Genomic DNA, 26614 nt, shown 5'->3' with positions numbered 1-26614 from the left:
CTTTTCGTCGAACCGAGCCGCCCATCATAGCGGCTTTTTTCTTGCCGTCAACACCTTTTTGATCAGGTGGTTGACGCTGCTTCTTCGTCCAAACCCGAAGGCTTTTCCTCGAAGCGAGCCGGCCATATTAGCCGACTTTTTCACTTCGTCAACACCTTTTTGAAGAGGTTTTGACGCCCTTGCCGCGTTGCCGTGAAGGCGTTGCGTCAGGGGAGGGAAAGTATGGCCCCAAATCGCCCGCTTGGGAAGAGGGTGTGAAAACTTTTTTCACTCTCCCGTCGCGGAGGTCCTGCCAGTCCCGCCGACCCTGCCTTTACGCCCCTCCGCACTGCTTGGCACTTGCTCGCGTGGCGCGCCTCTATATATAGAGCGTTGTAGCCCCCTGCCGGCCGCCCCCACACCCGGCTCCTCGCCGGGACCGGGCAGCCGATCTCACGCTTCGACGAGTTGCACCCGGGCAAAGGTGCGCTTGCCGACCTGCAGGACGCCCTCGAAACCAGGGGCGAAGCTCTGCTGCGGATCCTCCACCACGTCGCCGGCCACGCGCACCGCCCGCTCCTTCAGCTTGCGGGTGGCCTCGGAATTGCTGGCGGTCAGGCCTGCGGCGGTCAGCAGCGCGGCGATCCGCAGCCCCTCCGCCGGCACGGCGACCTGCTGCAGCGGCAAGGCACTGGTGTCGCCCTGCCCGGTCACCACCGCATGCCAGCCGACGATGGCCTGCTCGGCGGCAGCCGCATCGTGGAAGCGGGTGGTGAGTTCGCGCGCCAGGCGCAGCTTCACTTCTCGCGGGTGCAGGCCGCCGGCCTGCACCTGCTGCCGCAGCGCCTGCCCCTCGCTCATGCCGATCTCGAAGGACAGCAGTTCGATCCAGCGCCACATCAGCTCGTCGCCGATCTTCATGGTCTTGGTGACGATGTCGATCGCCGGCTCGCTGATGCCGATGTAGTTGCCCAGCGACTTGGACATCTTGTTGACCCCGTCCAGGCCTTCGAGCAGCGGCATCGTCAGCACGATCTGCGCCGGCTGCCCGTAGTGCTCCTGCAGGCCGCGGCCCATCAGCAGGTTGAACTTCTGGTCGGTGCCGCCCAGTTCGACGTCGGCCTTCAGCGCCACCGAGTCGTAGCCCTGCACCAGCGGGTACAGGAACTCATGGATGGCGATGGACTGCTGCGCGGCATAGCGCTTGGCGAAATCGTCGCGCTCGAGCATGCGCGCGACGGTGTGCTGGCCGGCCAGGCGGATCATGTCGGCCGCGCTCATCTGCCCGAACCACTCGGAGTTGAAGCGCACCTCGGTGCGCTCCCGGTCCAGCACCTTGAACACCTGCTCTTCGTAGGTGCGCGCATTGGCCAGCACGTCCTCGCGGGTCAGCGGCTTGCGGGTGACGTTCTTGCCGGTCGGGTCGCCGATCATCCCGGTGAAGTCGCCGATCAGGAAGATCACCTGGTGTCCCAGGTCCTGGAACTGGCGCATCTTGTTCAACAGCACGGTGTGGCCGATGTGCAGATCCGGCGCCGTGGGATCGAAGCCGGCCTTGACCCGCAGCGGGCGGCCGCTGCGCAGGCGGGCCTCCAGTTCTTCACGCTTGAGGATTTCATCGGCACCGCGGCCGATCAGGGCAAGGGACTCTTCGATCGTGGACAAAACAGGAACTCCGGCGAATGGCGTCAAGCAACGTGAATGGCGTTAAGAGCGAGTTAACCATGCAGCCAGGTGAAAATCCGAGCCGGCTCAATGGTTTGACGCGCTGTGGAACCATGTTTATGGTAGCCGAGTTTTGAGCTCGCGCTTCGGGCTCGTGAGGAAGCCTTGATGCCCAACAGTGATCAGGAACGCGCGCGCCGGCAGCGCTTCCAGCAACGCCTTCATGTTCTCCACGACACTGCGCTGCATCGCAAGTTGAAGGAACACCTTCCCGCCGGACGCTGGACGCGCCGCCACTGGATCCACGCCAGCCTGTTCGCCACCATCGGCGCGATGGTCGCCACCATCGTCCCCGGCTTTTCCAACGCCATCGACGTGCCGCTGCAGACCACGCAGGCGACGCTGGCGCTGCCGTTGCCGCCGATTTCGCTGGCGCAGCAACAGCAGGCCGCGATCACCGACAACTGGCAGGTGGTGCGGATCCAATCCGGGCAGACCCTGGGCTCGGTGTTCGAGCAGCTCGGCATCCCCGCCACGGTGATGCAGCGGGTGCTGGACCATCCGGGCACCCACGACGCGCTGACCAAGCTGCGCCCGGGCGCGGAAATCGGCTTCGACCTGGCGACGACGGGCGACCTGCGCGCCCTGCGCTTCGACCGCGATGCCACCCACCGGGTGGAACTGTCGCTGCTCGACGACGACATCAAGGAAAAGGTGATCGAGCGCGAGACCAGCACGCGCACCGTGGTCACCAGCGGCGAGATCACCAGCTCGCTGTACGTGGCCGCGCGCAAGGCCGGGCTGTCGCCGTCGGCGATCGCGACGATGACCGACGAGATCTTCAAGTACGACATCGACTTCGACAAGGACCTGCAGCCGGGCGACCGCTTCAGCGTGGTCATGGACGAGACCTGGCGCGAAGGCGAGCGCATCGACACCAGCAAGATCCTGGCAGCGACCTTCACCACCCGCGGCAAGACCTACAGCGGCTTCCGCTTCGAGCGCGGCGGCAAGCCGGCCGAGTATTTCGACGTGACCGGGCGGCCGCTGAAGAAGAGCTTCATCCGCATGCCGGTGTCCTACAGCCGCATCAGCTCCACCTTCGGCGCGCGCAAGCACCCGGTGCTGGGCACCATGCGCATGCACAAGGGCATCGACTACGCCGCGCCGACCGGCACCCCGATCATGGCCGCCGGCGATGCGCGGGTGCAGTTCGTCGGCACCCAGCGCGGCTACGGCAACGTGGTGATCCTGGACCACGGCAAGGGCTACAGCACGCTGTACGGGCACATGTCGCGCTTCGGCGGGATCAAGGCCGGCCAGCGCATCAACCAGGGCACGGTGATCGGCTATGTCGGCATGACCGGCATGGCCACCGGGCCGCACCTGCACTACGAATTCCGCGTGGACGGGGTGCAGCGCAATCCGGCCTCGGTGACGATGCCGCCGCCGACCCCGCTGGCGGGCGCCGAGCTGGCCGCGTTCCGCGCCCAGACCTCGCCGGCGCTGGCGCGCATCCAGCGCGTGGAGAAGCTGATCTACGCCGATGCCGACGAGCCGGCGGCGAAGAAGAAGAAGGTCGTCGCCTCGTCCAAGGCCGCCGCCTCGCACGACGCCGGCTGAGCACCAGCGTGCCGTTCCGCCGCGCCGCGCATTGACGGGCGGCGGCACCTGGCCCACGCTGCGGCGCCGACCGCCGCCTGGTGCCTTGCATGTCCTCGCCCTCCGCCGTTCCCGACGACGCCCTGTTCCTGGGCCTGATGTCCGGCACCAGCGCCGACGGCATCGATGCCGCGCTGGTGCGCTTCGGCCACGATGGACGCCCGCACCTGCAGCTGGGCCGTACCTATGCCTGGGCACCGCAGCAGCGCGCGGCGCTGATCGCCCTGGGCGAAGGCGGCGACATCACCTCGCTGGACGCACTGGGGCGACTCGATGCCGAGGTCGCGATCGCCTTCGCCGAGGCGGCCCTGCGCCTGCTTGAAGACGCCGGCGTCGCGCCGGCCGCGGTCCGCGCGATCGGTTCGCACGGGCAGACCGTGCGCCATCGCCCGCTGGCCGATCCCGCCTTCACCTGGCAGCTCGGCGACGGCAACCGCATCGCCGAACTGACCGGCATCGCCACGGTCTGCGATTTCCGCCGCCGCGATGTCGCCGCCGGCGGCCATGGCGCGCCACTGATGCCAGCCTTCCATGCGGCGATGCTGGGGGCGGCGCACGAGGACCGGGCCGTGCTCAACCTCGGCGGCATCGGCAACCTGACCCTGCTGCCGGCGCGCGGCGCCGTGCGCGGCTTCGACACCGGCCCGGCCAACGCACTGCTCGATGCCTGGTGCCAGCGCCATCAGGGCCAGCCCTACGATGCCGGCGGCGCGTTCGCCGCCAGCGGCGCGGTCGACGCCGACCTGCTGCAGCGCCTGCTGGCCGATGCCTGGTTCGCGCTGCCGCCGCCCAAGAGCACCGGGCGCGAGCAGTTCCACCTGCGCTGGCTGGAGGCCTGCCTGGAAACACCGGCGCCGGCGCCGGCCGCGGTGCAGGCGACGCTGCTGGAGCTGACCGTGGCGACGATCGCCGATGCACTGCTGGCGCAGCAGCCGGCGACCCGGCAATTGCTGGTGTGCGGCGGCGGCGTGCACAACCCGGTATTGCTAGCGCGGCTGCAGGCGCGCCTGCCGGGCGTGCAGGTGCAATCCACCCAGGCGCAGGGCCTGGACGCGGACTACATCGAAGCGATGGGCTTTGCCTGGCTGGCGCGACAGACCCTGGCCGGGCTGCCGGGCAACCTGCCGTCGGTCAGCGGCGCGCGCGGGCCGCGCATTCTCGGCGCGATCCATCCCGCCTGAGCAACCACGCCAGCGAGAAGGTCAGAAGCCGCTGCCGGCCGGCAGCGCGCGCAAGGCCGCGATCGCCTCCGACAGCGCATCCACTTCGCGGTGCTCGAAGCCGCTGCGCACGTCGTGCTCGCTGGAGAACAGGCCCTGCTCGATCAGCGCCAGCACCGCCTGGCGCTGGGTCCAGCCGCGCGCAACGGCGATGCGGCGGATGCGTTCGAGCAGGAACGGGTCGATATCGCGCAACACAAGGTCGCTCATGCGGACTCCCGGGCGGCGGCGCACCCGTGCGCCGCTGCCCATCATCCCTGCCTGGGGACGCCCTTTCAATCGCGGGACGACACCGCCTGTGGCGTCTGTTCGCGGATCCGCGGCCACAGCCAGGCCAGCAACAGCAGGGTCGGGATCACGGTGAAGGCGCTGAGCACGAAGAAGGTGCTGTAGGAGGTGGCTTCGACGATGTAGCCGGAGACACCGCCGACGAACTTGCCCGGCAGATTGGCCAGCGACACCAGCAGCGCGTACTGGGTGGCGGTGAAGTTGCGATCGGTCAGCGAGGACATGAAGGCGACCAGCACGGTGCCGGCGAAGCCCTGGAACAGGTTGTCGGCGCTGAGCGCGGCGTAGAACGACCAGAGCTGGCCGGGGTTGTGCGCCATCAGCAGGAACGCCAGGTTGGACAGCGCCACGCCCAACGCGGCGACGAGCAGCATGCGCCGAAAGCCGAAGGCGGCCACCGCCAGGCCGCCGACGAAGGCCCCGGCGATGCCCATCCACACCCCAAACAGCTTGGAGACGTTGGCGATGTCGGCCTTGTCGAAGCCCGAGTCCAGGTAGAACGGACCGGACATCACCCCGATCACCTGGTCGGGGAACTTGAACAGGCCCACGAACAGCAACAGCGCCAGCCCCAGCGCCAGGCCGTTGCTGGAGAAGAAGCTGGAGATCGGCTGCCAGAACGCGCCGACCACGTCGATCCTGCGCACCACCGTCGCCGCCGGCACCTCCGGCTCGCGGCACACCAGGGTGGTGACGATCGGCAGCAGCATCAGCCCGGCCATGACCAGGTAGGCCAATGTCCAGTTGCCGAACTGCGCCAGGTACAGCGCGCCGGCGCCGGACAGGATCAGGCCGATGCGATAACCGAAGGTGTAGGTCGCGGCGAGCGCGGCCTGCGCCGACGGCGGCGCGATCTCGATACGGTAGGCATCCACCACCGAGTCCTGGGTGGCGCCGGCGAAGGAGGCGATCAGCACCCACAGCACCAGCGTGCCCACGCTCAACTCCGGGCGGGTGAACGCCAGCGCCACCAGGCCGATGGCCACGCCCAGCTGCGCGACCAGCAGCCACGAGCGGCGCCGGCCGAGGAAGCCGAGCAGCGGGAAGCGGTAGCGGTCCAGCAGCGGCGCCCACAGGAACTTGAGCAGGTAGAAGAAGCTGGCCAGGCTGATCAGGCCGATGCTGCCCAGGTCCAGGCCGACGTCGCGCAGGCGCGTGGACAAGGTCTGCGAAGCGATCAGCAGGAACGGCAGCCCGCTGCCGAAGCCCAGCAGCGCCATGGTCGCCGCCGACGGCGTGGCGAAGGCGCGCTTGATCCCGGCCCAGCCCTTGTACGACACCGGCGCCGCGGAGGTGCCGCCGCTCATTCGCGGTAGTCCACCGTGAAGGGCGCATGGTCGGAGAAGCGCTGCGCGGTGTAGATGGAACAGCCTTGCAGGCGCTCGCGCAGGGTCGGGGTGACGAACTGGTAGTCGATGCGCCAACCCACGTCGTTGGCCCGCGCCGCGCCGCGGTTGCTCCACCAGGTGTAGTCCTGGCCCTCCGGATGCAGCGCGCGGTAGGCATCCACCCAGCCGCGGCCGCTGGCCGGGTCGGCCTCCTCGGCACGGTCGGCGCACAGGCCGTTGAGCCAGTCGCGCTCGGCCGGCAGGCAGCCGGAGTTCTTCTGGTTCGACTTCCAGTTCTTGATGTCCAGCGCCGAGCGCACGATGTTCCAGTCGCCGCACAGCACGTAGTCGCGGCCGCTGTGCAGCCACTCGACCAGGATCGGCCGCAGCCAGTCCATGACCTGGAACTTGTAGCCCTGGCGCAGCTCGCCGGAGGACCCGGAGGGGATGTAGAAGGACACCACGCTCAGGTTGCCGAAGCGCGCCTCGATGTAGCGGCCTTCCTCGTCGAACTCCGGCCAGCCCAGCGCGGTCCGCACCTCGTCCGGCTCGCGCTTGCTGTAGATGGCCACGCCGCTGTAGCCCTTCTTGGTGCTGGCGTCGCGGAACCAGACCCGGTAACCGTCCGGCAGGAACGCCGGCCCGGCCAGCTGATGCTCCTGCGCCTTGGTCTCCTGCACGCACAGCACGTCCGCCTGCTGCGTGGCGAACCACTCGAAAAAGCCCTTGGTGGCGGCCGACCGCAGGCCGTTGGCGTTGAAGCTGATGATGCGCATGGAGAGCCGGGAATGGGGAAAGGGGACTAGGGAATGGTGAAAAGCATAGCGGTTGTTCCGTCTTCGCGGTCCTGCTGGGGTACGCTTTATCGGTTCCCTATTCCCGTTTCCCCATTCCCGGCGCTCCAATGACCGACTACCGGCAACGTTTCCTGCAACTGGCCCTGGACGTGGAGGCGCTGCGCTTCGGCGAGTTCACGCTGAAGTCCGGGCGCCTCAGTCCGTATTTCTTCAACGCCGGACGTTTCGACTCCGGTGCCAGCATGGCGCGGCTGGCGGCGTGCTATGCCGATGCGGCCGACGCCGCCGGGCTCGACTTCGACCTGTTGTTCGGCCCGGCCTACAAGGGCATTCCGCTGGCCACGGCGGTGGCCTGCGAGTACGCGCGGCGCGGGCGCGACCTGCCGCTGGCGTTCAACCGCAAGGAAGCCAAGGCGCACGGCGAAGGCGGCAGCCTGATCGGCGCGCCGCTGGCCGGCCGCCGGGTGCTGATCGTGGACGACGTGATCACCGCCGGCACCGCGATCCGCGAGGCGCTGGGCATCATCCGCGCCGCCGGCGGCGCGCCGGCCGCGATCCTGGTCGCGCTGGACCGCCAGGAGATCGCGGCCGAGGACGACCGCCGCTCGGCGGCGCAGGCGGTGGCCGCCGAAGCCGGCGTTCCTGTGGTCTCGGTCGCGCATCTGGGCGACCTGCTTGCATTCATCGACGGAAACGCAGACCTTGTCGGCTTCCGCGAACCGCTGCTGGCCTACCGGGCCCGCTACGGTTGCGCTTCGTCTGGCTGACAGCAGGGGGCTGCCACGATGCCGATCCGACCACGCAATCGCGTCCTGCCGGCCGTGCTGGCGCTGCTGGCCTTGCCGGCCGCCGCGCAGCAGGCACCGGCACCGTCCAAGAAGCTGTATTGCTGGAACCAGGGCGGACAACGCACCTGCAGCGATGCGCTGCCGCCGGAAGCGGTGAACCAGGCCCGCGACGAGTTCAACGTCACCAGCGGCATGCGCAGCGCCGAGGTCGGACGCGCGCTGAACGCCGAGGAGCGCGCCGCGGCCGCGGCCGATGCCGCGCAGCAGCGCGCCGACCAGGCGGCGCTGGAAACGCGCAAGCGCACCGACCAGGCGATGCTGCTGTCGTATCAGACCGAGGACGAGCTGCGCCGGGTGTTCGCCGAGCGCATCGGCATCGTCGACAACAACATCCAGACCGCGCGCTACAACGTGGAGAGCCTGCGCCAGGGCCTGATCGGCCTGCTGTCCGGCGCCGGCACGCGCGAGCTGACCGGGCAGAGCGTGCCGGCCAAGACCGCCGACGAGGTGCAGCAGCGGCACCGCGCCCTGCTGTGGCAATTGCGCATGCAGAAGAACTTCGAGCAGCAGCGGCTCGGCCTGGATCAGGAAATCGAGGACGTGCTGCAGCGCTACCGCGCGGCCCGCGGCGTCGGCCCGGCAGCGGCCGCGACCACCGCCGGCGGCTGAGCCGCCGTACGGTCCGGCGCCCGGACCAGGCCGGGCGCGCGAAGCCCCCTCAGAACGTCGGCGTCAGCCCCGGCAGCACCGCCTGCAGCTGGGCGCGGAACAGCGCCTTGATCCGCTCCAGCGCCGCCGCGTTGTCGGCCTCGAAGCGCAGCACCAGCACCGGCGTGGTGTTGGAGGCGCGCACCAGGCCCCAGCCGTCGGGGAAATCGGCGCGCAGGCCATCGATGGTCAGCAGCCGCGCACCGGCGAACGGCGAGCCGTCCTGCTGCGCCCGGGCGGCCAGGTCGGCGACCAGCGCATGCGCATCCTGCCCGTCCACCGGCAGCTTGATCTCCGGCGTAGCCACGCTGTCGGGCAACTCGGCCAGCACTTCCGACGGCGCTTCCTCGCGCTGGGCCAGGATCTCCAGCAATCGCGCCGCCGCGTACAGGCCGTCGTCGAACCCGTACCAGCGCTCCTTGAAGAAGAAGTGGCCGCTCATCTCGCCGGCCAGCTCGGCGTCGGTCTCGCGCATCTTCGCCTTGATCAGCGAATGCCCGGTCTTCCAGACCAGCGGGCTGCCGCCGTTGCGCAGCACGTAGTCGGACAGCTTGCCGGTGCACTTGACGTCGTAGATCACCAGCGCGCCGGGATTGCGTTGCAGCACGTCGGCGGCGAACAGCATCAGCAGGCGGTCCGGATAGATCACCGTGCCGTCCTTGGTGACCACGCCGAGGCGGTCGGCGTCGCCGTCGAAGGCCACGCCCAGGTCGGCGTCGAAGCGCCGCACGGTCTGCACCAAATCCTCCAGGTTGCGCGGCTCGCTGGGGTCGGGATGGTGGTTGGGGAAGGTGCCGTCGACGTCGCAGTACAGCGGCACCACCTCGGCGCCGATCGCCTCCAGCAGCCGCGGCGCCAGCTCGCCGCCGACGCCGTTGCCGGCATCGGCCACGACCTTGAGCGGGCGGTCCAGCTGCACGTCGTCGGCGATGCGCTGGATGTAGTCGTCGCCGACGTCGCGCTGCTGCAGCCGGCCCGGTTCCTCGGCAGTGGGCAGGCGGCCGGTGCTGATCCGCGCGTGCAGGTCGGCGATGGCGGCGCCGGACAGGGTCTCGCCGCCGATCACGATCTTGAAGCCGTTGTAGTCGGCCGGGTTGTGGCTGCCGGTGACCGCCACGCAGCTGCCGGCGCGCAGGTGATAGGCGGCGAAGTACACCACCGGGGTCGGCGCCAGGCCGATGTCGGTGACATGGCAACCGGCGCGGCGCAGGCCTTCGATCAGCGCGGCCGACAGTTCCGGCCCGGACAAGCGGCCATCGCGGCCGACCACCACCTCGTTGAGCCCCTGTTCCTGCATCACCGCGCCGATCGCCTGGCCGATCAGTGCCGCGACCTGCGGGCTGAGGTCGCGGCCGACCACGCCGCGGATGTCGTAGGCGCGGAAGATCTCCGGCGCCACCGTGAACGCCGGCACCGGCTTGGCCGGCGTGGCCTCCTCGGCGGCGGGCGGCGGCGGCGGCGGCAGCTCCTGGCGTTGCAGGCTCTGCTGCAGGGTGTGTTCTTCGGTGGCCGCCGCGCCGGCGCGGCGCGCCCGTGGCTGCGGCAGGCGCCCACGCGCGGCCAGCAACAGCAGTGCGCCCAGCACCGCGCACAGGCCGGCGACCAGCAGGCAAGGCAGCGCGCCCAGCCCAAACGGACCGGCTTCGGTATCCGGCAGCGAGGCGACCATGCGCAGGCCGCTGTCGCCGACCGGCCGCGACAGCGCGTCGGCGCGATCGTGCAGCGCATTGTCGCCGGCGGCGATCACGTCGTAGCCGCCCTGGCGCAGGGCCAGGTAGCCGGTGCCCGGCACCGATGCCTGCGCGACCGGATCGGTCAGCAGCGCCAGAGGCAGGCGCAGGTAGACCACCCCGGCGCTGCCGCCCAGCGACGCCGGCGCGGCCAGGCCCAGCCGCGGGCCGCCGCCGTCGCGGATCACCGCGCTGGCCAGCTTGCCGGTCAGCAGGGCCTTTTCCAGCAGCGCCAGGCGGCCGTAGCCGAAGCGCGCCGTATCGGCGTAGCCCGGCTCCAGGTCGGCGGGCAGCACCAGCGCGTCCTCGGCCTGCGCCCAGTCCGCACGCAGCGCCTGCGCGGCGGCCGCGGCATCGCCGCGGCTAAGGGCCGCCTGCACGGCCGGCTGCTGCAGGCGCTCGGACAGGCGCTTGCCCGCGCCGGCCAGCGCCTGCTGGGTCTGCATGACCGCGGCATCGCGTGCCTGCTCCAGCATGGCGGCGGCCTGCTCGGCCCGCCATTGCTCGACCCCGCTCCAGCCGAACCAGACCACCAACAGCACCAGCAGCACCGTCAGCAGAGGCGCCACCTTGCGCAAACCCTGCGGCACCGGCCGCGCTTGTGTTGCCTCGCTCATGCAGACGATCCCCTGTCAGCGCACTCCGGTATGGCCGAATCCACCCGTTCCCCTGGCGCTGTCGGCAAAAGTATCCACCACCTGCAGGGCGACGCGCACGACCGGCATCACCACCAACTGCGCGATGCGATCGCCGGGGGCGATGGTGAAGTCCTCGCGGCCGCGGTTCCAGACGCTGATCAGCAACGGCCCCTGGTAGTCGGCGTCGATCAGGCCGGTACCGTTGCCCAGCACGATGCCGTGACGGTGGCCCAGGCCCGAGCGCGGCAGCACCACCGCGCACAGCTGCGGATCGGCGATGTAGATGGACAGGCCGCTGGGGATCAGCGCGGTGTCGCCCGGCGCCAGGGTCAGCGGCGCCTCGGTGGCCGCGCGCAGGTCGAGCCCGGCGCTGGCTTCGGTGGCGTAGTCGGGCAGCGGCCAGCTGTCGCCGAAGCGCGGATCCAGCAGTTTCACCTGCAGCGGATAGGGCGTGGGAGTGCTCATGCGTGCAGCCTCTGCGCGATCAGGTCCAGCAGTTGTTCGGCCAGCTGTGTCTTGGAGACCGCCGGGAAGTCGCGTTCGCCATCCTGCCAATAGGCGGTGGCCGCGTTCTGGTCGCTCTCGAAGCCGTTGCCGGCCACCCCCACCCGGTTGGCCACGATCAGGTCCAGGTGCTTGTCGGCGAGTTTGCCACGGGCATAGCGCTCGATGTCGTGGGTCTCGGCGGCGAAGCCGACCACCAGCTTCAGCGCCTGGGTCTGCGCGGCGACCTCGGCCAGGATGTCCGGGGTGCGGGTCAGCTCCAGGGTCAGGGTCTCGCCGCTCTTCTTGATCTTCTGCGCCGCCACCTGTTTTGGCGTGTAATCGGCGACCGCGGCGGTGCCGATGTAGATGTCCGCCGGCAGCGCGCCGAGCACCGCTTCGCGCATCTGCGCGGCCGAGCGCACGTCGATGCGCTGCACGCCGTCGGGCGTAGACAAATGCACCGGCCCGCTGACCAGCACCACCTCGGCGCCCTGCCGGGCGGCGGCGGCGGCCAGGGCGTAGCCCATCTTGCCGCTGCTGCGGTTGCCCAGGTAGCGCACCGGATCCAGGTCTTCGTAGGTGGGGCCGGCGCTGATCACCATGCGCAGGCCGCGCAAGGCGCCAGTGCCAGCGCCCGTGCCAGACCGCGACGGGATGGCGACGTTGGCGTTGGCGGCGGGCGGGGCAACCGACGCGGCGCCCTGGTCGGTGCGCCCAGCGAGCGCGGCGACGATCTGCTCGGGTTCGGCCAGGCGGCCGGGGCCGGACTCGCCTTCGGCCAGCGGGCCGTCGTTCGGGCCGACCACCTGCGCGCCGCGCTGGCGCAGGGTGGCGATGTTGGCCTGGGTGGCCGGATGCAGCCACATGCGGTGGTTCATGGCCGGGCATACCGTCAGCGGCGCGGTGCTGGCCAGGCACAGCGTGCCCACCAGGTCGTCGGCCAGCCCGTGCGCCAGGCGCGCCAGCAGGTCGGCGGTGGCCGGCGCCACCACGATCTGTTCGGCCCAGCGGGCCAGTTCCAGGTGGCCCATCGCCTGCTCGGCCCCGCTGTCCCACAGCGTGGTGCGGGTGAGATGACCCGACAGCGCCTGGAAGCTCAGCGGGGTGACGAACTGCTGCGCGCCGGCGGTCATCGCCACCTGCACCTCGGCGCCGGCGTCGCGCAGGCGCCGCACCAGTTCCAGCGCCTTGTAGGCGGCGATTCCCCCGCCGACGCACAACAGCACACGTCGCCCCTGCAGGGGCCTCTCGAAAATCGGGGTCACGTCGGGAATGTCCTACCCATACAAGGACGATTAGCTTACCCGATGGTTTTTGGCGGCCTGATACCGTTGCACCATGTCGGCCGGCACCCTGGCGATATGCACATCTCCGACTGGCCCTGCGAAGAACGTCCCCGGGAAAAGCTGCTGGCACGCGGCCCCCGGGCCCTTTCCGACGCCGAACTGCTGGCGATCTTTCTCGGCTCCGGCCTGCCCGGCAGCGACGCGGTGCGCACCTCGCGCGACCTGCTGCAGCGGCACGGGCCGTTGCGCACGCTGCTGGACCGAACGCCCGGCGACCTGGTGCGCCTGCCCGGGTTGGGGCCGGCGCGCGCCTGCCAGCTGTCGGCGGCGCTGGAACTGGGCGAGCGCCACCTGGCCGCGGAACTGCAGCGTGGCGACACCCTCAGCAACCCGGTCAGCGCCGGCCGCTACTTCGCGCAACGCCTGCGGTCGCGGCCCTACGAGGTGTTCGCCGCGCTGTTCCTGGACACCCGGCACCGCTGGCTGGCCTTCGAGGAGCTGTTCCAGGGCACCCTGGACGGCGCCGAGGTGCACCCGCGCGAGGTGGTGCGGCGTGCGCTCATGCTCAATGCCGCGGCGGTGATCATCGGCCACAACCACCCGTCCGGAAACCCGGAACCCTCGCCCGCCGACCGCGCGGTCACCCACCGGCTGAAACAGGCGCTGGACCTGATCGACGTGCGCCTGCTCGACCATTTCATCGTGGGCGACGGCGTGCCGGTCTCGATGGCATCGCGCGGCTGGGCCTGAGCCGCGACCCGGGGCAGGCCTTGCCGGCCTGGCACGCGCGCCCGGCGGGGCCAGCGGCGGCCACGGCCATGCCGCCGCGCAGCGGTCTGGCCGGAGTGGGCCTGCGGCCGCGTCACGGCTGAGGTCGGGCTGAACCCGGGACGGGCCGGGAGGCGGCGGGTCGGGTAAAATCGCCGGTTCCGCGCTTCAAGCAGAGATCTCGTGAAATCCCAACTCCGCGCCCTGATCGGTCAAGGCATCGAAGCCTTGCGCGCCAATGGCACCCTGCCGGCCGACACCCTGCCGCCGGACTTCGTGGTCGAGCGGCCCAAGACCCGCGAGCACGGCGACTTCGCCACCAACGCGGCAATGCTGCTGGCCAAGGCCGCGCGCACCAATCCGCGTGCCCTGGCCCAGCAACTGGTGGACGCGCTGCCGGCCAACGACGATGTCAGCAAGGTCGAGATCGCCGGCCCGGGCTTCATCAATTTCCACCTCGGCCCCGGCGCCTACCAGCGCGAGGTGCTGACGGTGCTCAAGCAGGGCGAGGACTATGGCCACAGCCTGGTCGGCAACGGCCGCACCGTGGGCGTGGAGTACGTCTCGGCCAATCCGACCGGCCCGCTGCACGTCGGCCACGGCCGCGCCGCGGCCATCGGCGATTGCCTGGCGCGCCTGCTCGAGGCCAACGGCTGGAACGCCAAGCGCGAGTTCTACTACAACGACGGCGGCAACCAGATCGAGAACCTGGCCCGCTCGGTGCAGGCGCGCGCCCAGGGCAAGACCCCGGACAGCCCGGACTGGCCAGAGGAAGGCTACCGTGGCGACTACATCCAGGACGTGGCCGACGCCTACCTGGCCGGCGCCGCGGTGGACCTGGAAGGCCACGTGGTGACCGGCGCCAGGGATCCGCAGGATCTGGACGCGATCCGCCGCTTCGCCGTGGCCTATCTGCGCAACGAGCAGAACCACGACCTGGCCGCGTTCGGCGTGGATTTCGACATCTACTTCCTGGAAAGCTCGCTGTACCGCGACGGCAAGGTCGAGGAGGCGGTGCAGAAGCTGATCGCCTCCGGCCATACCTACGAGGACGGCGGCGCGCTGTGGCTGAAATCCACCGATTTCGGCGACGACAAGGACCGGGTGATGCGCAAGTCCGACGGCAGCTACACCTATTTCGTGCCGGACGTGGCCTACCACCTGAGCAAGTGGCAGCGCGGCTACGTGCGCGCCATCACCGAGCTGGGCGCCGACCACCACGGCTCGCTGGCGCGGGTGCGCGCCGGCCTGCAGGCGATGGACCTGGGCATCCCCAAGGGCTGGCCGGAATACGTGCTGCACCAGATGGTCACGGTGATGCGCGGCGGCGAGGAAGTGAAACTGTCCAAGCGCGCCGGCAGCTACCTGACCCTGCGCGACCTGATCGAGGAGGCCGGCCGCGACGCCACCCGCTGGTTCCTGATCGCGCGCAAGCCCGATTCCCAGCTCACCTTCGACATCGACCTGGCGCGCCAGCAGAGCAACGACAACCCGGTGTTCTACGTGCAGTACGCGCATGCCCGCGTGTGCAGCCTGCTGCGCCAGGCGCAGGAGAAGAAGCTGGACTACGACCAGGCCGACGGCCAGGCGCAACTGAACCGGCTGAACGACACGACCTCGCTGGAACTGATGCAGGAACTCTCGCGCTACCCGGAAGTGGTGGAGAATGCGGGGCATGCGCTGGAGCCGCATCTGATCGCGCAGTACCTGCGCGAACTGGCCACGGCCTTCCACACCTGGTACCACGGCACCCCGGTGCTGGTGGACGACGCCGGCGAACGCAACGCCAAGCTGACCCTGGCGGTGGCGGCGCAGCAGGTCTTGGCGAACGGTCTGAACCTCCTGGGCGTCTCGGCCCCGGAAAAAATGTGAGTGGAGAAGCGGTAAATGGCAGCACGACGCGGTAAGACCCAGGCTCGACGCAACACCGGCAACGGCACGCCCGGGTGGGTGTGGCTGATCGCCGGCGCGGCGATCGCCGCGGTGGTGTTCCTCGGCGCGCCGGGCCTGTTCAAGAAGGATGGCGACTTCCTGCGCGTGGGCGGCCCGCGCGCCAATCCGGATGCGCAACCGGCACCGGTGGCCGATGCCGACGTCGATGCGGCGCCGGACCTGCCCAAGCCCGCCGCCAACGCGGCCGGCAGCACCAAGCCGGAGGCGAAGAAGGACGCGCAGACCCAGTACGACTTCTACACCCTGCTGCCCGGCAAGGAAGTGCAGATGTCCGACGCCGAACTGGCCGCCAGCGCGCGCGCCGAGGCGGCTCGCCAGGCCAAGGCGCAAGCCGCCGCGGGCGCGACTGCCGCCGCGACCGGCACCACGCCGGCGGCGGCCACGGCCGCGCCGACGGCAACCGCGGCCAACCCGACCCCGCTGCCGGAAACGCCGAGCGTGGCGGCCGGCACCGCGGCCACCCCGGCGGCGTCCAGGCCGACGGCGACCACGGCCACGCCGGCCGCGACCACCGCACCGGCCGCAGCAGCGGCCACCGCCGCGCCCGACAACGCGCGCTACATCCTGCAGGCCGGCTCGTTCGGCGCCTCCGGCGACGCCGAGTCGACCAAGGCCAAGCTGGCGATGCTGGGCCTGTCGGCGCGCGTGGAATCGGCGCAGATCAGCGGCAAGACCGTCTACCGCGTGCGCATGGGGCCCTACGGCACCGCCAGCGAACTGGCCGAAGCCAAGCAGAAGTTGAACGGCAGTGGGTTGTCGGCGATCGCGATCAAGGCGCAGTGAAGCCGGGATTGGGGAATCGGGATTCGGGAATGGGTGAAGCAGGCTCCGTGCCGTTCTCGCCTCTGTGTGCATGCATGCGTCGTCGCCATTGACGCGCCGACGCTGATGTGACGCGCTGCAGTCCACTGTCCGCGACCTACCGGCGATCAAGCAAGGCGCAGTAGCGCCGGAAATCGGGATTAGGGCATCGGGAATGGGAAGAGCGAGTGCTCGCCCGTTCCCTGAGCCGTGCGGGTGCGGGACCGCGCGTGGGGGTTGCCGCAGCGGCCGTGATCGCGCGCATGCGGTGATCCTCCGCGAGCGCAAGGCGGTGTCGACACCCTGCCACCGCATTTGCTTTTACCATTCCCGATTCCCTCCTCCCGATTCCCGGCCCCCCCCCAATGACCCAGACTGCCCTGATCACCGGTGCCACTTCCGGTTTCGGCGCCGCCGCCGTGCGCCGCTTCGTCGACGCCGGCTGGCGCGTGATCGCCACCGGCCGCCGCGCCGAGCGCCTGCAGCCGCTGCTGGACGCCTTCGGCGCCGAACGCGTGCACATCGCCGCCTTCGACATCCGCGACACCGACGCCCTGGACGCGATGCTGGCGGCGCTGCCCGAGGCGTTCCGCGGCATCGACCTGCTGGTCAACAACGCCGGCCTGGCCCAGGGCACCGCGCCCGCGCAGGCCGCGCAACTGGACGACTGGCGCACGATGATCGACACCAACATCACCGCGCTGGTGACGCTGACCCATCGCCTGCTGCCGACGCTGATCCAGCGCCGTGGCGCGATCATCAACATCAGTTCGGTCGCCGCGCTGTATCCCTACCCCGGCGGCAACACCTACGGCGGCACCAAGGCCTTCGTCAGCCAGTTCTCGCTGGGCCTGCGCTCGGACCTGCACGGCACCGGCGTGCGCGTGACCGCGATCGAACCGGGCATGGCCGAGACCGAATTCACCCTGGTCCGCACCCATGGCGACCAGAAGGCCTCGGACACGCTCTACCAGGGCGCGCAGCCGATGACCGCCGACGACATCGCCGAACAGATCTTCTGGGTCGCGACGCTGCCGCCGCATCTGAACATCAATCGGCTGGAAATCATGCCGGTGACGCAGTCCTTCGCCGGCTTCCAGGTCGCGCGGCAACCGGCCTGAGCGGCCGCGGGGTCGCGCGCGGCCCCGCCACCTCCCCTTTCCCACGCCCTCGCGGCGCAAACATCCCCTGTCGTCGCAGGGCAGAGGCCGGCCGGGCATGCCGGTCGCTCGTCTATTCCGACATCTTTTTAACGAAATGATATAACATCACGCAAATGGTGACGCGCTCGTGGATCGGACCGCGCACCATCCGCTCGCCTGCAGCCCGCCGCTGCCGCCAGCCTCCACTCCCCTTCGTCCGCAGATACCATGAAGACCTATACCCATGCCCTCGCCGTGCTGGCCGGGCTCGCGGCCGGCGACGGCGCCGCGCAGACGTCGACCGACACCACCACCACGCTCGGCACTGTGGAAGCGCGGCGCCACAGCGCCGCTTCGCTGTCCACCCGCAACATCCTCAGCTCGGTCGACGTGCTCGGCAGCGAGCAGATCGGCGACAAGAACGTCATGAACAGCTGGGAGCTGCTCGGGCAGATGCCCGGCATGCAGCTCACCGAAACCCGGCAGGGCGCCGAATCCGGCAAGGTCACCTTCCGCGCCTTCAATGGCGAGGGCTATCTCAACGGCATCAAGGTGCTGATCGACGGCGTGCCGAGCAACGTCAACAGCGGCAACCAGCGCTTCATCGACATGATCTTTCCGCTGGAGATCGCCTACATCGAAGTGGTCCGCGGCACCAACGATCCGCGCTACGGCCTGCACAACATCGGCGGCAATTTCAACATCGCCACGCGCCAGGGCGGCAACTACCAGGACCTGCGATTGAGCGGCGGCAGCTTCGCCACGCGCGAGCTGCAGTACGCCGCCGGCCATGAAGCCGATGGCCTGGCGCAGAACTACTTCGTCGGTGCGCAGGCCGCGCACGGCTATCGGCAGCACGACACCTCGCGCAAGTACACGCTCGGCGGCAAATGGTTCTACGGCGAAGACGACGATGCCGCGCGCATCGGCCTGATCGCCCGGATCTACCACCACGAGGCTGATGAACCGGGCTTCCTCACCGCCGCGCAACTGGCCGAGGACCGCGCGCAATCGCCGCCGAAGAACGCCAACGACGGCGACGACCGCGACATGCGCCAGGCCAGCGTGCACGCCGACTTCAAGCTCGGCGACGGCCTGCAGCTGCGCAACACGTTGTACGTCAATCGCTATGAGGACGACCGCCGCGTCACCTTCACCAGCTACCCGGTCGGCAACGCACCGCGGCAGCGCCGGCAATGGGACGAAACCCAGACCGGGCTGCTCAGCACCGTCACCTGGCAGGCCAGCGATCTGCTGAGCGTGGAAGCCGGCTTCAACGCCGAGCACCAGGACAACCGCTACCGGCGCGCGCGCTATGCCTACAGCGTGCCGACCGATTTCGACCGCACGCCGGCACGGGTGCAGAACGACGATCGCTACAGCCTGGACAACCTCGGTCTGTACCTGCAGGCGGTGCTGCAGCCGACCGACGCGCTGAAGATCGTGCCGGCGTTCCGCGCCGACCGTTTCTCCGGCGAGACCGCGCTGCCCGGCGGCATCCATGCGCCGCTGCAACGCTACGGCTGGATCGACCAACCCAAGCTCAGCGTGATCTACGCGCTGACGCCGCAGCTGAGCGTGTATGCGAACTGGGGACGCACCTTCCAGATCCTCACCGGCTCCACCGCGCCGGCCTATCTCACCCCGGGCCAGCCGGCGTTCCGGCCCTCGATCAATACCGGCAAGGAACTGGGCCTGAAACTGCAGCCGGTGGCCGGCACCGAGGCGCGCGTGGCGGTATGGCGCCAGGACGCCACCGACGAAGTGGCCAACATGCCCAGCACCGGCACCACGGTCGGGCTCGGCCAGACCCGCCGGCAAGGCGTGGACCTGCAACTGAGCACGCAGCTGGGCGAGCGCTGGACCGCGTGGCTCTCGCACGCGGTGCAGGAAGCCAAGGTGGTCAGCGCCTACACCGCCACCGGCGAATCGCTGCGCGGACGCGAGGTGTTCTCCACGCCGCGCTACATCAGCAACGCCGGCCTCGACTACCGGCCCGACGCGCGTTGGACATTCGGCGTGCAGGCGCGCGCGCAGGGCGACTACTACATCGACGAGCGCAATGCGCAGGGCAAGTACGGCGGTTTCCGCGTGGTCGACGCCAGCGTGCGCTACCAGCTCACCTCGCGCAGCAGCCTCGGCCTGCAGGTCAAGAACCTCACCGACGCCCGCTATGCCTACGTGTGGTACGACAACTTCTTCTGGGGCGGCAACGACCAGCCGATGTTCTCGCCGGCGCCAGGACGCTCGGCCTACCTGAGCGTCGAAGTGCGGCTGTAGGGCAACGCCAACGACCTGCTTCCGCTACTCCACGCCGGAGGCGGGTTGCCTTGTGGGAGCGGCGTCTGCCGCGCCGGGTTCACCAGGATCACCACGTCGCGGCTGAAGCCGCTCCTACAAGGCGCTTCCCGTCGTGACCGGAGGCCCTGTCGTCGTCGCGGCTGGCGGACGGCCGCACTTCCCCCGCCACATCGTTTAACATTGCCTTCACGGAGCGACGGACGCCCAGCGTCCCGAACAAGCAAGCCCCGCAACCTCGCCGTTGCCGCCAGCCCTCCGCTGTCCCCACTTGCTTGCAGGCCCATGAAGATCGATTCCCTTGCCCTGGCCGTCCTGGCCGGGCTTGCCGCCGGCCACGCCGGCGCGCAGACCCTGACCTCCGAGACCACCACCACCCTGGGCACCGTGGAGGCGCGGCGCGAGACCGCCGCCTCGCTGTCCACCCGCAACATCCTCAGCTCGGTCGACGTGCTCGGCAGCGAGCAGATCGGCGACAAGCAGGTCATGAACGGCTGGGAATTGCTGGGCATGATGCCCGGCGTGCAGCTCACCGAGATCCGCCAGGGCGCCGAGACCGGCAAGGCCACGTTCCGCGCCTTCAATGGCGAGGGCTACCTCAACGGCATCAAGATCCTGATCGATGGCGTGCCGAGCGATGCCAACAGCGGCAACCAGCGCTTCACCGACATGATCTTCCCGCTGGAGATCGCCTACATCGAAGTGGTGCGCGGCACCAACGACCCGCGCTACGGCCTGCACAACATCGGCGGCAACCTCAACATCGCCACGCGCCAGGGCGGCGACTACCAGGACCTGCGGCTGAGCCACGGCAGCTTCGCCACGCGCGAGTTGCAGTATGCCGTCGGCCACGAGGCCGGTGGCCTGGCACAGAACTATTTCGTCGGCGCGCAGGCCACGCAGGGCGAACGCGCGCATGACAGCGCGCGCAAGTACACCCTCGGCGGCAAGTGGTTCTACGGCGAGGACGACGACACCGCGCGCATCGGCCTGATCGCCCGCGCCTATCATCTCGCCGCCGATGCGCCCGGCTTCCTCACCGCCGCGCAACTGGCAGAGGACCGCGAGCAGTCGCCGCCGCAGAATGCCAACGACGGCGGCGAGCGCACCCTGCACCAGGCCAGCGTGCATGCCGACTTCAGGCTCGGCGACGGCCTGCAGCTGCGCAACACGCTGTACGTCAATCGCTACGACGAAGAACGCCGGGTCACCTTTACCAGTTATCCGGTCGGCAACGCGCCGCGGCAGCGCCGGCAATGGGACGAAACCCAGACCGGCCTGCTCAGCACCGTCACCTGGCAGGCCAGCGACCTGCTGAGCGTGGAAGCCGGCCTCAACGCCGAGCACCAGGACAACCGCTATCGCCGCGATCGCTACGCCTACGCGGTGCCCACCGATTTCTGGAGTGCACCGGCGCGCGTGCAGAACGACGACCGCTACACGCTCGACAACCTCGGCCTGTACCTGCAGGCGGTGCTGCAGCCGACCGCCGCGCTGAAGATCGTGCCGGCGTTCCGCGTCGACCGTTTCTCCGGCGACACCACGCTGCCCGGCGGCGTGCACGCACCGCTGCAGCGCTATGGCTGGATCGACCAGCCCAAGCTCAGCGTGATCTATGCGTTGACCCCGCAGCTGAGCGTGTACGCCAACTGGGGCCGCACCTTCCAGATCCTCACCGGCTCCACCGCGCCGGCCTACCTGACGCCCGGCCAGCCCGGCGTGCGGCCGTCGATCAACACCGGCAAGGAGCTGGGCCTGAAGCTGCAGCCGGCGGCAGGCACCGAGGCACGCGTGGCGGTATGGCGGCAGGACGCCACCGACGAGGTCGCCAACAACGTCAGCTCCGGCACCACGGTGGGCCTGGGCCAGACCCGGCGCCAGGGCATGGACCTGCAACTGAGCACGCACCTGGGCGAGCACTGGACGCTGTGGCTGTCGCAGGCGCTGCAGGAGGCCAAGGTGATCAGCGCCTACAACGCCTCCGGCGAATCCCTGCGCGGGCGCGAAGTGTTCTCGGTGCCGCGCTACATCAGCAACGCCGGCGTCGATTACCGACCCGATGCGCGCTGGACGGTCGGCGTGCAGGCGCGCGCACAGGGCGACTACTACATCGACGAGCGCAACGCGCAGGGCAAGTACGGCGGTTTCCGCGTGGTCGACGCCAGCGTGCGCTACCAGCTCAGCCCGCGCATCAGCCTCGACCTGCAGGTCAAGAATCTCACCGACACCCGCTACGCCTACGTCTGGTACGACAGCTTCTTCTGGGGTGGCAACAACCAGCCGATGTTCTCGCCGGCGCCCGGGCGCTCGGCCTATCTCGGGTTCGAACTGCGGCTGTAGCGCGCCTCGCATCACCTGCATCCGCCACGGCGTGCTGCGTCTACAGGACACGTTCCCGGGGAGATGGGAGGTGCCCTGTCGCGGTTTTGCCTGGCCAAGGACGTACGGTCGCTGGACGCGGCGTCAGCCGCGCTGTGGTACGTTTCCAGACGTCGCCAGCCTTCGCGCAAGCCTCCCGCTCGTTCACAGGAGTGCTTTGCGATGCTCTCTCCCGCTCCGCTCGACCGCGTGGTGTTCCGCTTCCCGGAGACGCCGCGATGACCGACTTCGTCACCGACGCAGCGCAGCTGCAGGACTGCGTGGGCCGCCTGCCCGGCCCGCGCGACATGAAGGTGATCGACCATCTGGACGCGCACGCGCTGCGCTGGCTGGCCGCCAGTCCGCTGCTGTTCGCCGGCGTCGCCGGCCAGCGTCTGGCGTTGAGCGCAGGCAGTGGCGCGCCCGGCTTCGCGCGCGCCGACACCCCGCACCTGCTGTCGATCCCGCTGCAGGCGCTGGACACGGCGCATCCGCAGGTCGGCGCCGGCTTCGGGTCGCTGTTCCTGGTGCCCGGTTTGGGCGAGACCTTGCGGATCAATGGCCGCATCGCCGGCGACGACGGCACGCGCCTGTTCATCGCCGTCGAGGAGTGCTATCTGCACTGTGCCAAAGCCCTGCTCCGTGCCGACTGGTGGCGTGCCGAGACACCGACCGACGCCACGCCACCGGAAACGGTGGAGGGATTTCTCGCCAACTGCCGGCTGCTGGTGCTGGCCACCGCCGATGCCGAGGGCCGCGTCGATGTCAGCCCGCGCGGCGATCGCGCCGGGGCCTTGCTGCAGGCGCATCGCGACGCCTGGTGGTTTGCCGACCGGCCGGGCAATCGGCGCGTCGACAGCCTGGGCAATCTGCTGGCGCGGCCGCAGATCGCCCTGCTCGCGCTGCGCCCGGGCAGCGCGCGCTGCGTCCGCATCGAAGGGCTCGCCCGCCCCAGCCCCGATGCGACGATCCGCAGCGCGCTCGCCGTCGATGGACGCATTCCGCATCTGGCGGTGCGGGTGCTGCCGGCGCTCCTCGAAGAGACGCGCAGCCCCGCGCTGGGCCGCTTCGACGCCTGGCCACCCGCCGCCATCGCGCACGACCTGGACCCGCCGGCGATCTTCCGCGACCACGTCCGGCTCAGCGGCGCGCGCGGCGCCCAGGCCACGCTGATGCGCGCGGCGGTCTCGGTGCCCGGCGTGGTCCGCAAGGGGCTGCAGGCCGACTACAAGAAGAACATGTACTGAGCGCGCGACGCCGCCGGCTCACCCGGCTGCGTCGAGCACGCCGGGGGCGCTGAGGTGATGTACGGCATAGCGCTGTGCCTCGTCGTCCGCCGGCGGCAGATCGCGCCACAGTTGGAAACGCAGCCGCGTCCATCCCTGCGGTTCATAGCCGCGCACCGTGGCCAGCACGCGTGCGTCAGGCGCATGCACGTCGTCGGAGTCGCTGCCCACGGCGCGCGACGGTGCCTGAAGCGCGCGGGTGGCATAGCGCGCCGTGCGCAGCGCCGGCGACGTCGACGCCGTCCCGACCATCCACGACTGCACCGCCGGTCGGCCGAACGCCTCGCATAGCGCGGCGAAGGCGGGACCGACGAGGAACGCGTGCATCGCCGCGGCATCGCGCCACAGGTAGAACGGCGCGTACAGGTTCTGCCCGCCTGGCAGGAGCGGGTCGGCGCGATCGGCAACCAGGTAGGCCTTGAACTGCAACCCCGGCAGCGTATCGAGCAACGGCCCCTTGTCGGCGATGCGGCGGCGGATGATGGCCATGTCGTAGTCCGCCGGCAACGCGATGCTGTACTGCATGGCGATCATGCCGGCGCTCCGCTGGCGGTGATGCCGGCGCGGCCGCCGCCGAAGGACCAGTCCTGCGCCGCGGTGGTGACGATGGTGACCATCACGTCCTCCGGCGCGATGCCCGGCGCGATCGCCAGCAGTTCGACCAGGCGTTGGTAGAACGCCTGCTTGCAGGCGGCGCTGCGTTCGCGACCGGCGGTGATGGCGATCAGCATGAAGCCCTCCGAGCGCGGCCCGCCCAGGTAATGACGGTCGAACACCAGTTCGTCCGGGTCGTGCTGGTGGATGACCTGGAAGCAGTCGCCGGCCGGCACCTCGAACGCCTCGTGCATGGCCTGGTAGAGGCTGGCCGACAGCGCGCGCAGGTATTCGGGCGGGTGGCCGCGCAGCAGCGAGATGCGGGCGTACGGCATCAGCGCGCCTCCGACGTGGCCGGCCGCGCCGCGACGGCGGCACGCAGCAACGGCAGCGCCGACGCCGCGCACGGCCAACCGGCGTAGAAGGCCAGGTGGGTGATGGCTTCGGCCAGCGCCTCGCGGTCCAGGCCGTTGTCCAGCGCGCGCCCCAGGTGCAGCGGCAGTTGCTCCAGCCGATACAGCGCAACCAGCGCGGCCACCGTGACCAGGCTGCGTTCGCGCGGCGACAGGCCCGGGCGCTGCCACACCTCGGCGAACAGCACCTCGTCGGTCAGGCGGGCAAAGGCCGGTGCGATGTCGCCGAACGCGGCCTGCGGGGAGGGAAACGGCGTGGATGGGTCGGACATCGGGCAGGCCTCGCATGGGGAACGGGCACAGCCTAGTCGCGCAGGATCTTCCGAAAAATCGGAAAATATCGAAACGACCATCCGGAAAACCAGGATCGACCGATGCGCCCCACCACCTTCGACCTCGACGCGCTGCGCAGTTTCGTCGCCGGCGTGGAACTGGGCAGCTTCGCCAAGGCGGCCGACCGCCGCGGGCGTTCCACCTCGGCGATCAGCGCGCAGCTGAAGAAGCTGGAGGAGCAGGCCGGGCAGCCGGTGCTGCGCCGCCAGGGCCGCGGCCTGGCCCTGACCGAGGCCGGCGAAGCCTTGCTGGGCTACGCGCGGCGCCTGCTCGAACTCAACGACGAGGCGGTGGTGGCGCTGCAGGACACGGCGCTGCAGGGCTGGGTGCGGCTGGGGCTGCAGGAGGACTTCGGCGAGCACATGCTGCCGGACGTGCTGGGGCGTTTCGCCCGCGCCCACCCGCAGGTGCGGATCGAAGCGCGCATCGCCCGCCACCAGGAACTGCTGGCGCGGGTGGAGGCCGGACAACTGGACCTGGCCCTGGCCTGGGACTCCGGCGCGGCCTCGGCGCACCGGCAGGCGCAAGCGGCGTGGCCGCTGCGCTGGATCGCCGCCGCCGACCGCAGCGACATGCCCGCGACGGCCACCTGGAGCGGCGAGGCGCCGCTGCCACTGGTGATGCTGGAAGCGCCTTGCCTGCTGCGCACGGCCGCGACCACCGCCCTGGACCGCGCCGGCATCCCGTGGCGTATCGCCTTCACCAGCGCCAGCCTCGGCGGCGTGTGGGCGGCCGTGCGCGCCGGATTGGGCATCACCCTGCGCACGCCGGCCGGCGTGCCGGCCGGACTGGCGCTGCTCCCGCCCGGTGCCGGCGGCCTGCCGACGCTGCCGGCGCTGGGACTGAACCTGCATCGCGCAGTCGCCACGCCGCCGCCGGCAGTGGCACGGCTGGCGGAGATCCTGCAACAGCGCCTGCAGGCGGCGCACGCCGCGCTGGCCGAGCGCGGATGAGGACGTAGCAGGGCTGTCAGCTCCCGGGCAGCGCGACCGGGGCGGGCGCGCTGCGCCGCTCGCGCAGGCGCAGGAACGGCCGCTCCACCACGTAGTGCAGGACGGCCGCGAACAGCAGCGCCATGCCGGCATAGGCGGCGAAGGCGAGCAGGCCGCGGCCGTCCAGTTGCGCGCCGAACCACACCTGGGTCAGATGGAACGCGGCCTTGTGGCTCAGGTACAGGCTGCAGGACACCGCGGCCAGCCAGCCCGCACCCGGCACCCGGCCACGCCCCAGCCATCCCTGCGTGGAGGCGCCGGCGCCGACCAGCAGCGCCAGCCCCAACGACAGCACCGGCCAGCCGACCGCATTGCCGAGCAGGCCGGTGCGGTCGCGGAACAGCCACATCGCCAGCGCGCAGACCGCGATGCCGGCAAGCGTCACGGCGCTGGCGTGGCGCTGCAGCCGCTGCCAGTGCTGCGGCCGGAAGGTCTTCAGCACCGCCAGCGCCACGCCGGCCAGCAGGCCGTCCAGGCGGTTCCAGGTCGGGTAGTAGAGATCCTCGATGAACCAGTTACGCTGCAGCCCGGCGCCGATGCGATCCAGCGCGCTGTCGTGCAGCCAGATGGCGCTGCGCAGGGCGATGCCGCCCAGCACCACGGCCACGCACAGCGCCGCGAAACGCGGCGCCGACGGCCGCCGCAGCATCCAAGCCGCCAGCAGCGGGAACACCAGGTAGAAATGCTCCTCCACGCACAGCGACCACGCATGCGAGAACGCCTGCTGGTTGGCGTAGTCGATGCCCAGGTTGAGGGTGAAGCTGGCGAACAGCCACCACGGCGCGATCCCCGGCGCTTCGCGGAAGCCGGGCCAGGCCAGGTACAGCGCCAGCACCACCACGTACGCCGGCAGGATGCGGTAGGCGCGGCGGCGATAGAACTCGCCGTAGCGCAGCCGCTCGCCACGGGCCAGCGGCGCCAGCACCTGGCCGCCGATCAAAAAGCCGCTGAGCACGAAGAACAGGTCCACGCCCATCCAGCCATCGCGCGACAGCCACTCCCAATCCGGCCCCAGTCCGCCGACCACGAAGGAGTGGAACAGCATCACCCAGACGATGGCGATGGCGCGCAGCAGGTCGAGGCCGGGAGAGCGCATCGCAG

Annotated in this window: 23 protein-coding genes; 12 read left to right on the top strand and 11 right to left on the bottom strand. The window is 70.2% G+C overall.

The window, feature by feature from the left end:
* Positions 1-432 precede the first annotated feature (432 nt).
* The gene (tyrS, locus tag M3U25_RS13510; RefSeq protein ID WP_355502321.1) at positions 433-1644 is read right to left on the bottom strand and encodes a tyrosine--tRNA ligase; all 1212 of its coding nucleotides are present in this window, start codon (positions 1642-1644) and stop codon (positions 433-435) included.
* A gap of 168 nt (positions 1645-1812) precedes the next feature.
* Between tyrS and M3U25_RS13505 the strand changes: the two genes are divergently transcribed.
* A complete protein-coding gene (locus tag M3U25_RS13505) occupies positions 1813-3267 on the top strand; it encodes a peptidoglycan DD-metalloendopeptidase family protein (RefSeq protein ID WP_242161552.1) in 1455 nt (484 codons plus the stop codon).
* 89 nt (positions 3268-3356) lie between these two features.
* On the top strand, positions 3357-4487 hold the full coding sequence (locus tag M3U25_RS13500) for an anhydro-N-acetylmuramic acid kinase (protein WP_355502325.1): 1131 nt from the start codon (positions 3357-3359) through the stop codon (positions 4485-4487).
* Between the two features lie 21 nt (positions 4488-4508).
* Here M3U25_RS13500 and M3U25_RS13495 read toward each other — a convergent pair whose 3' ends face one another.
* The 3 genes from M3U25_RS13495 to M3U25_RS13485 all read right to left on the bottom strand — a co-directional run bounded on the left by M3U25_RS13495 (position 4509) and on the right by M3U25_RS13485 (position 6918).
* The gene (locus tag M3U25_RS13495) at positions 4509-4736 is read right to left on the bottom strand and encodes a hypothetical protein (protein ID WP_026143529.1); all 228 of its coding nucleotides are present in this window, start codon (positions 4734-4736) and stop codon (positions 4509-4511) included.
* A gap of 65 nt (positions 4737-4801) precedes the next feature.
* The gene (locus M3U25_RS13490; protein WP_242161548.1) at positions 4802-6121 is read right to left on the bottom strand and encodes an MFS transporter; all 1320 of its coding nucleotides are present in this window, start codon (positions 6119-6121) and stop codon (positions 4802-4804) included.
* Positions 6118-6918, bottom strand: a complete 801-nt coding sequence (locus M3U25_RS13485; RefSeq protein WP_242161545.1) for an exodeoxyribonuclease III — start codon at positions 6916-6918, stop codon at positions 6118-6120. The genes M3U25_RS13490 and M3U25_RS13485 overlap by 4 nt, the downstream gene beginning before the upstream one ends.
* 128 nt (positions 6919-7046) lie before the next feature.
* Between M3U25_RS13485 and pyrE the strand changes: the two genes are divergently transcribed.
* The gene (gene pyrE / locus M3U25_RS13480; protein WP_355502330.1) at positions 7047-7706 is read left to right on the top strand and encodes an orotate phosphoribosyltransferase; all 660 of its coding nucleotides are present in this window, start codon (positions 7047-7049) and stop codon (positions 7704-7706) included.
* A gap of 18 nt (positions 7707-7724) precedes the next feature.
* A complete protein-coding gene (locus tag M3U25_RS13475) occupies positions 7725-8396 on the top strand; it encodes a hypothetical protein (protein ID WP_242161541.1) in 672 nt (223 codons plus the stop codon).
* Positions 8397-8445: 49 nt separating this feature from the next.
* Here M3U25_RS13475 and M3U25_RS13470 read toward each other — a convergent pair whose 3' ends face one another.
* From M3U25_RS13470 to coaBC, 3 genes are read right to left on the bottom strand one after another with little or no spacing between them, the layout of a single operon-like run.
* A complete protein-coding gene (locus M3U25_RS13470) occupies positions 8446-10782 on the bottom strand; it encodes a phosphomannomutase/phosphoglucomutase (protein WP_355502333.1) in 2337 nt (778 codons plus the stop codon).
* 15 nt (positions 10783-10797) lie between these two features.
* Positions 10798-11268, bottom strand: a complete 471-nt coding sequence (gene dut / locus M3U25_RS13465) for a dUTP diphosphatase (protein WP_017907877.1) — start codon at positions 11266-11268, stop codon at positions 10798-10800.
* Positions 11265-12554 carry a bifunctional phosphopantothenoylcysteine decarboxylase/phosphopantothenate--cysteine ligase CoaBC gene (gene coaBC, locus M3U25_RS13460; protein WP_242161537.1) on the bottom strand — a complete coding sequence of 430 codons (1290 nt, stop codon included), beginning with the start codon at positions 12552-12554 and terminating at the stop codon, positions 11265-11267. The genes dut and coaBC overlap by 4 nt, the downstream gene beginning before the upstream one ends.
* 96 nt (positions 12555-12650) lie before the next feature.
* Between coaBC and radC the strand changes: the two genes are divergently transcribed.
* From radC to M3U25_RS13425, 7 genes are all read left to right on the top strand, one after another.
* Positions 12651-13325 (top strand): DNA repair protein RadC, encoded by a 675-nt coding sequence (radC, locus tag M3U25_RS13455; RefSeq protein ID WP_355502335.1) that lies wholly within the window; start codon positions 12651-12653, stop codon positions 13323-13325.
* 201 nt (positions 13326-13526) lie between these two features.
* Positions 13527-15215, top strand: coding sequence for an arginine--tRNA ligase (argS, locus tag M3U25_RS13450; protein ID WP_242161533.1), 1689 nt, complete (start codon positions 13527-13529; stop codon positions 15213-15215).
* A 15-nt stretch (positions 15216-15230) separates the two neighbouring features.
* On the top strand, positions 15231-16079 hold the full coding sequence (locus M3U25_RS13445) for an SPOR domain-containing protein (RefSeq protein WP_355502339.1): 849 nt from the start codon (positions 15231-15233) through the stop codon (positions 16077-16079).
* Between the two features lie 383 nt (positions 16080-16462).
* Positions 16463-17218 (top strand): SDR family NAD(P)-dependent oxidoreductase, encoded by a 756-nt coding sequence (locus tag M3U25_RS13440; protein WP_160946710.1) that lies wholly within the window; start codon positions 16463-16465, stop codon positions 17216-17218.
* A gap of 249 nt (positions 17219-17467) precedes the next feature.
* A complete protein-coding gene (locus tag M3U25_RS13435; RefSeq protein WP_355502342.1) occupies positions 17468-19519 on the top strand; it encodes a TonB-dependent receptor in 2052 nt (683 codons plus the stop codon).
* Between the two features lie 303 nt (positions 19520-19822).
* Entirely contained in the window at positions 19823-21877 is a 2055-nt protein-coding gene (locus M3U25_RS13430) for a TonB-dependent receptor (RefSeq protein WP_355502345.1), read from the top strand.
* A 257-nt stretch (positions 21878-22134) separates the two neighbouring features.
* Complete coding sequence (locus M3U25_RS13425; RefSeq protein ID WP_355502348.1) at positions 22135-23142, top strand: pyridoxamine 5'-phosphate oxidase family protein; 1008 nt, start codon at positions 22135-22137, stop codon at positions 23140-23142.
* Between the two features lie 18 nt (positions 23143-23160).
* Here M3U25_RS13425 and M3U25_RS13420 read toward each other — a convergent pair whose 3' ends face one another.
* The 3 genes from M3U25_RS13420 to M3U25_RS13410 are packed head-to-tail and all read right to left on the bottom strand — an operon-like array spanning position 23161 to position 24460.
* Entirely contained in the window at positions 23161-23715 is a 555-nt protein-coding gene (locus M3U25_RS13420) for a DUF4865 family protein (protein ID WP_355502351.1), read from the bottom strand.
* Positions 23712-24110, bottom strand: coding sequence for a tautomerase family protein (locus M3U25_RS13415; RefSeq protein WP_355502354.1), 399 nt, complete (start codon positions 24108-24110; stop codon positions 23712-23714). Before M3U25_RS13415 ends, M3U25_RS13420 begins: the two co-directional genes overlap by 4 nt.
* Complete coding sequence (locus tag M3U25_RS13410; protein WP_355502357.1) at positions 24110-24460, bottom strand: carboxymuconolactone decarboxylase family protein; 351 nt, start codon at positions 24458-24460, stop codon at positions 24110-24112. The genes M3U25_RS13415 and M3U25_RS13410 overlap by 1 nt, the downstream gene beginning before the upstream one ends.
* Before the next feature lie 102 nt (positions 24461-24562).
* Between M3U25_RS13410 and M3U25_RS13405 the strand changes: the two genes are divergently transcribed.
* Positions 24563-25474, top strand: a complete 912-nt coding sequence (locus tag M3U25_RS13405; RefSeq protein WP_355502360.1) for a LysR substrate-binding domain-containing protein — start codon at positions 24563-24565, stop codon at positions 25472-25474.
* Between the two features lie 16 nt (positions 25475-25490).
* Here M3U25_RS13405 and M3U25_RS13400 read toward each other — a convergent pair whose 3' ends face one another.
* Positions 25491-26609, bottom strand: coding sequence for an acyltransferase (locus tag M3U25_RS13400; RefSeq protein WP_355502363.1), 1119 nt, complete (start codon positions 26607-26609; stop codon positions 25491-25493).
* Between the last annotated feature and the right edge of the window lie 5 nt (positions 26610-26614).

Source organism: Xanthomonas sp. PPL134 (assembly GCF_040595915.1).
Classification (GTDB): Bacteria; Pseudomonadota; Gammaproteobacteria; order Xanthomonadales; family Xanthomonadaceae; genus Xanthomonas_A; species Xanthomonas_A indica.
The sequence above is the reverse complement of the archived record's forward strand: the minus strand, read 5'-3'. Positions and strand labels throughout refer to the sequence as shown.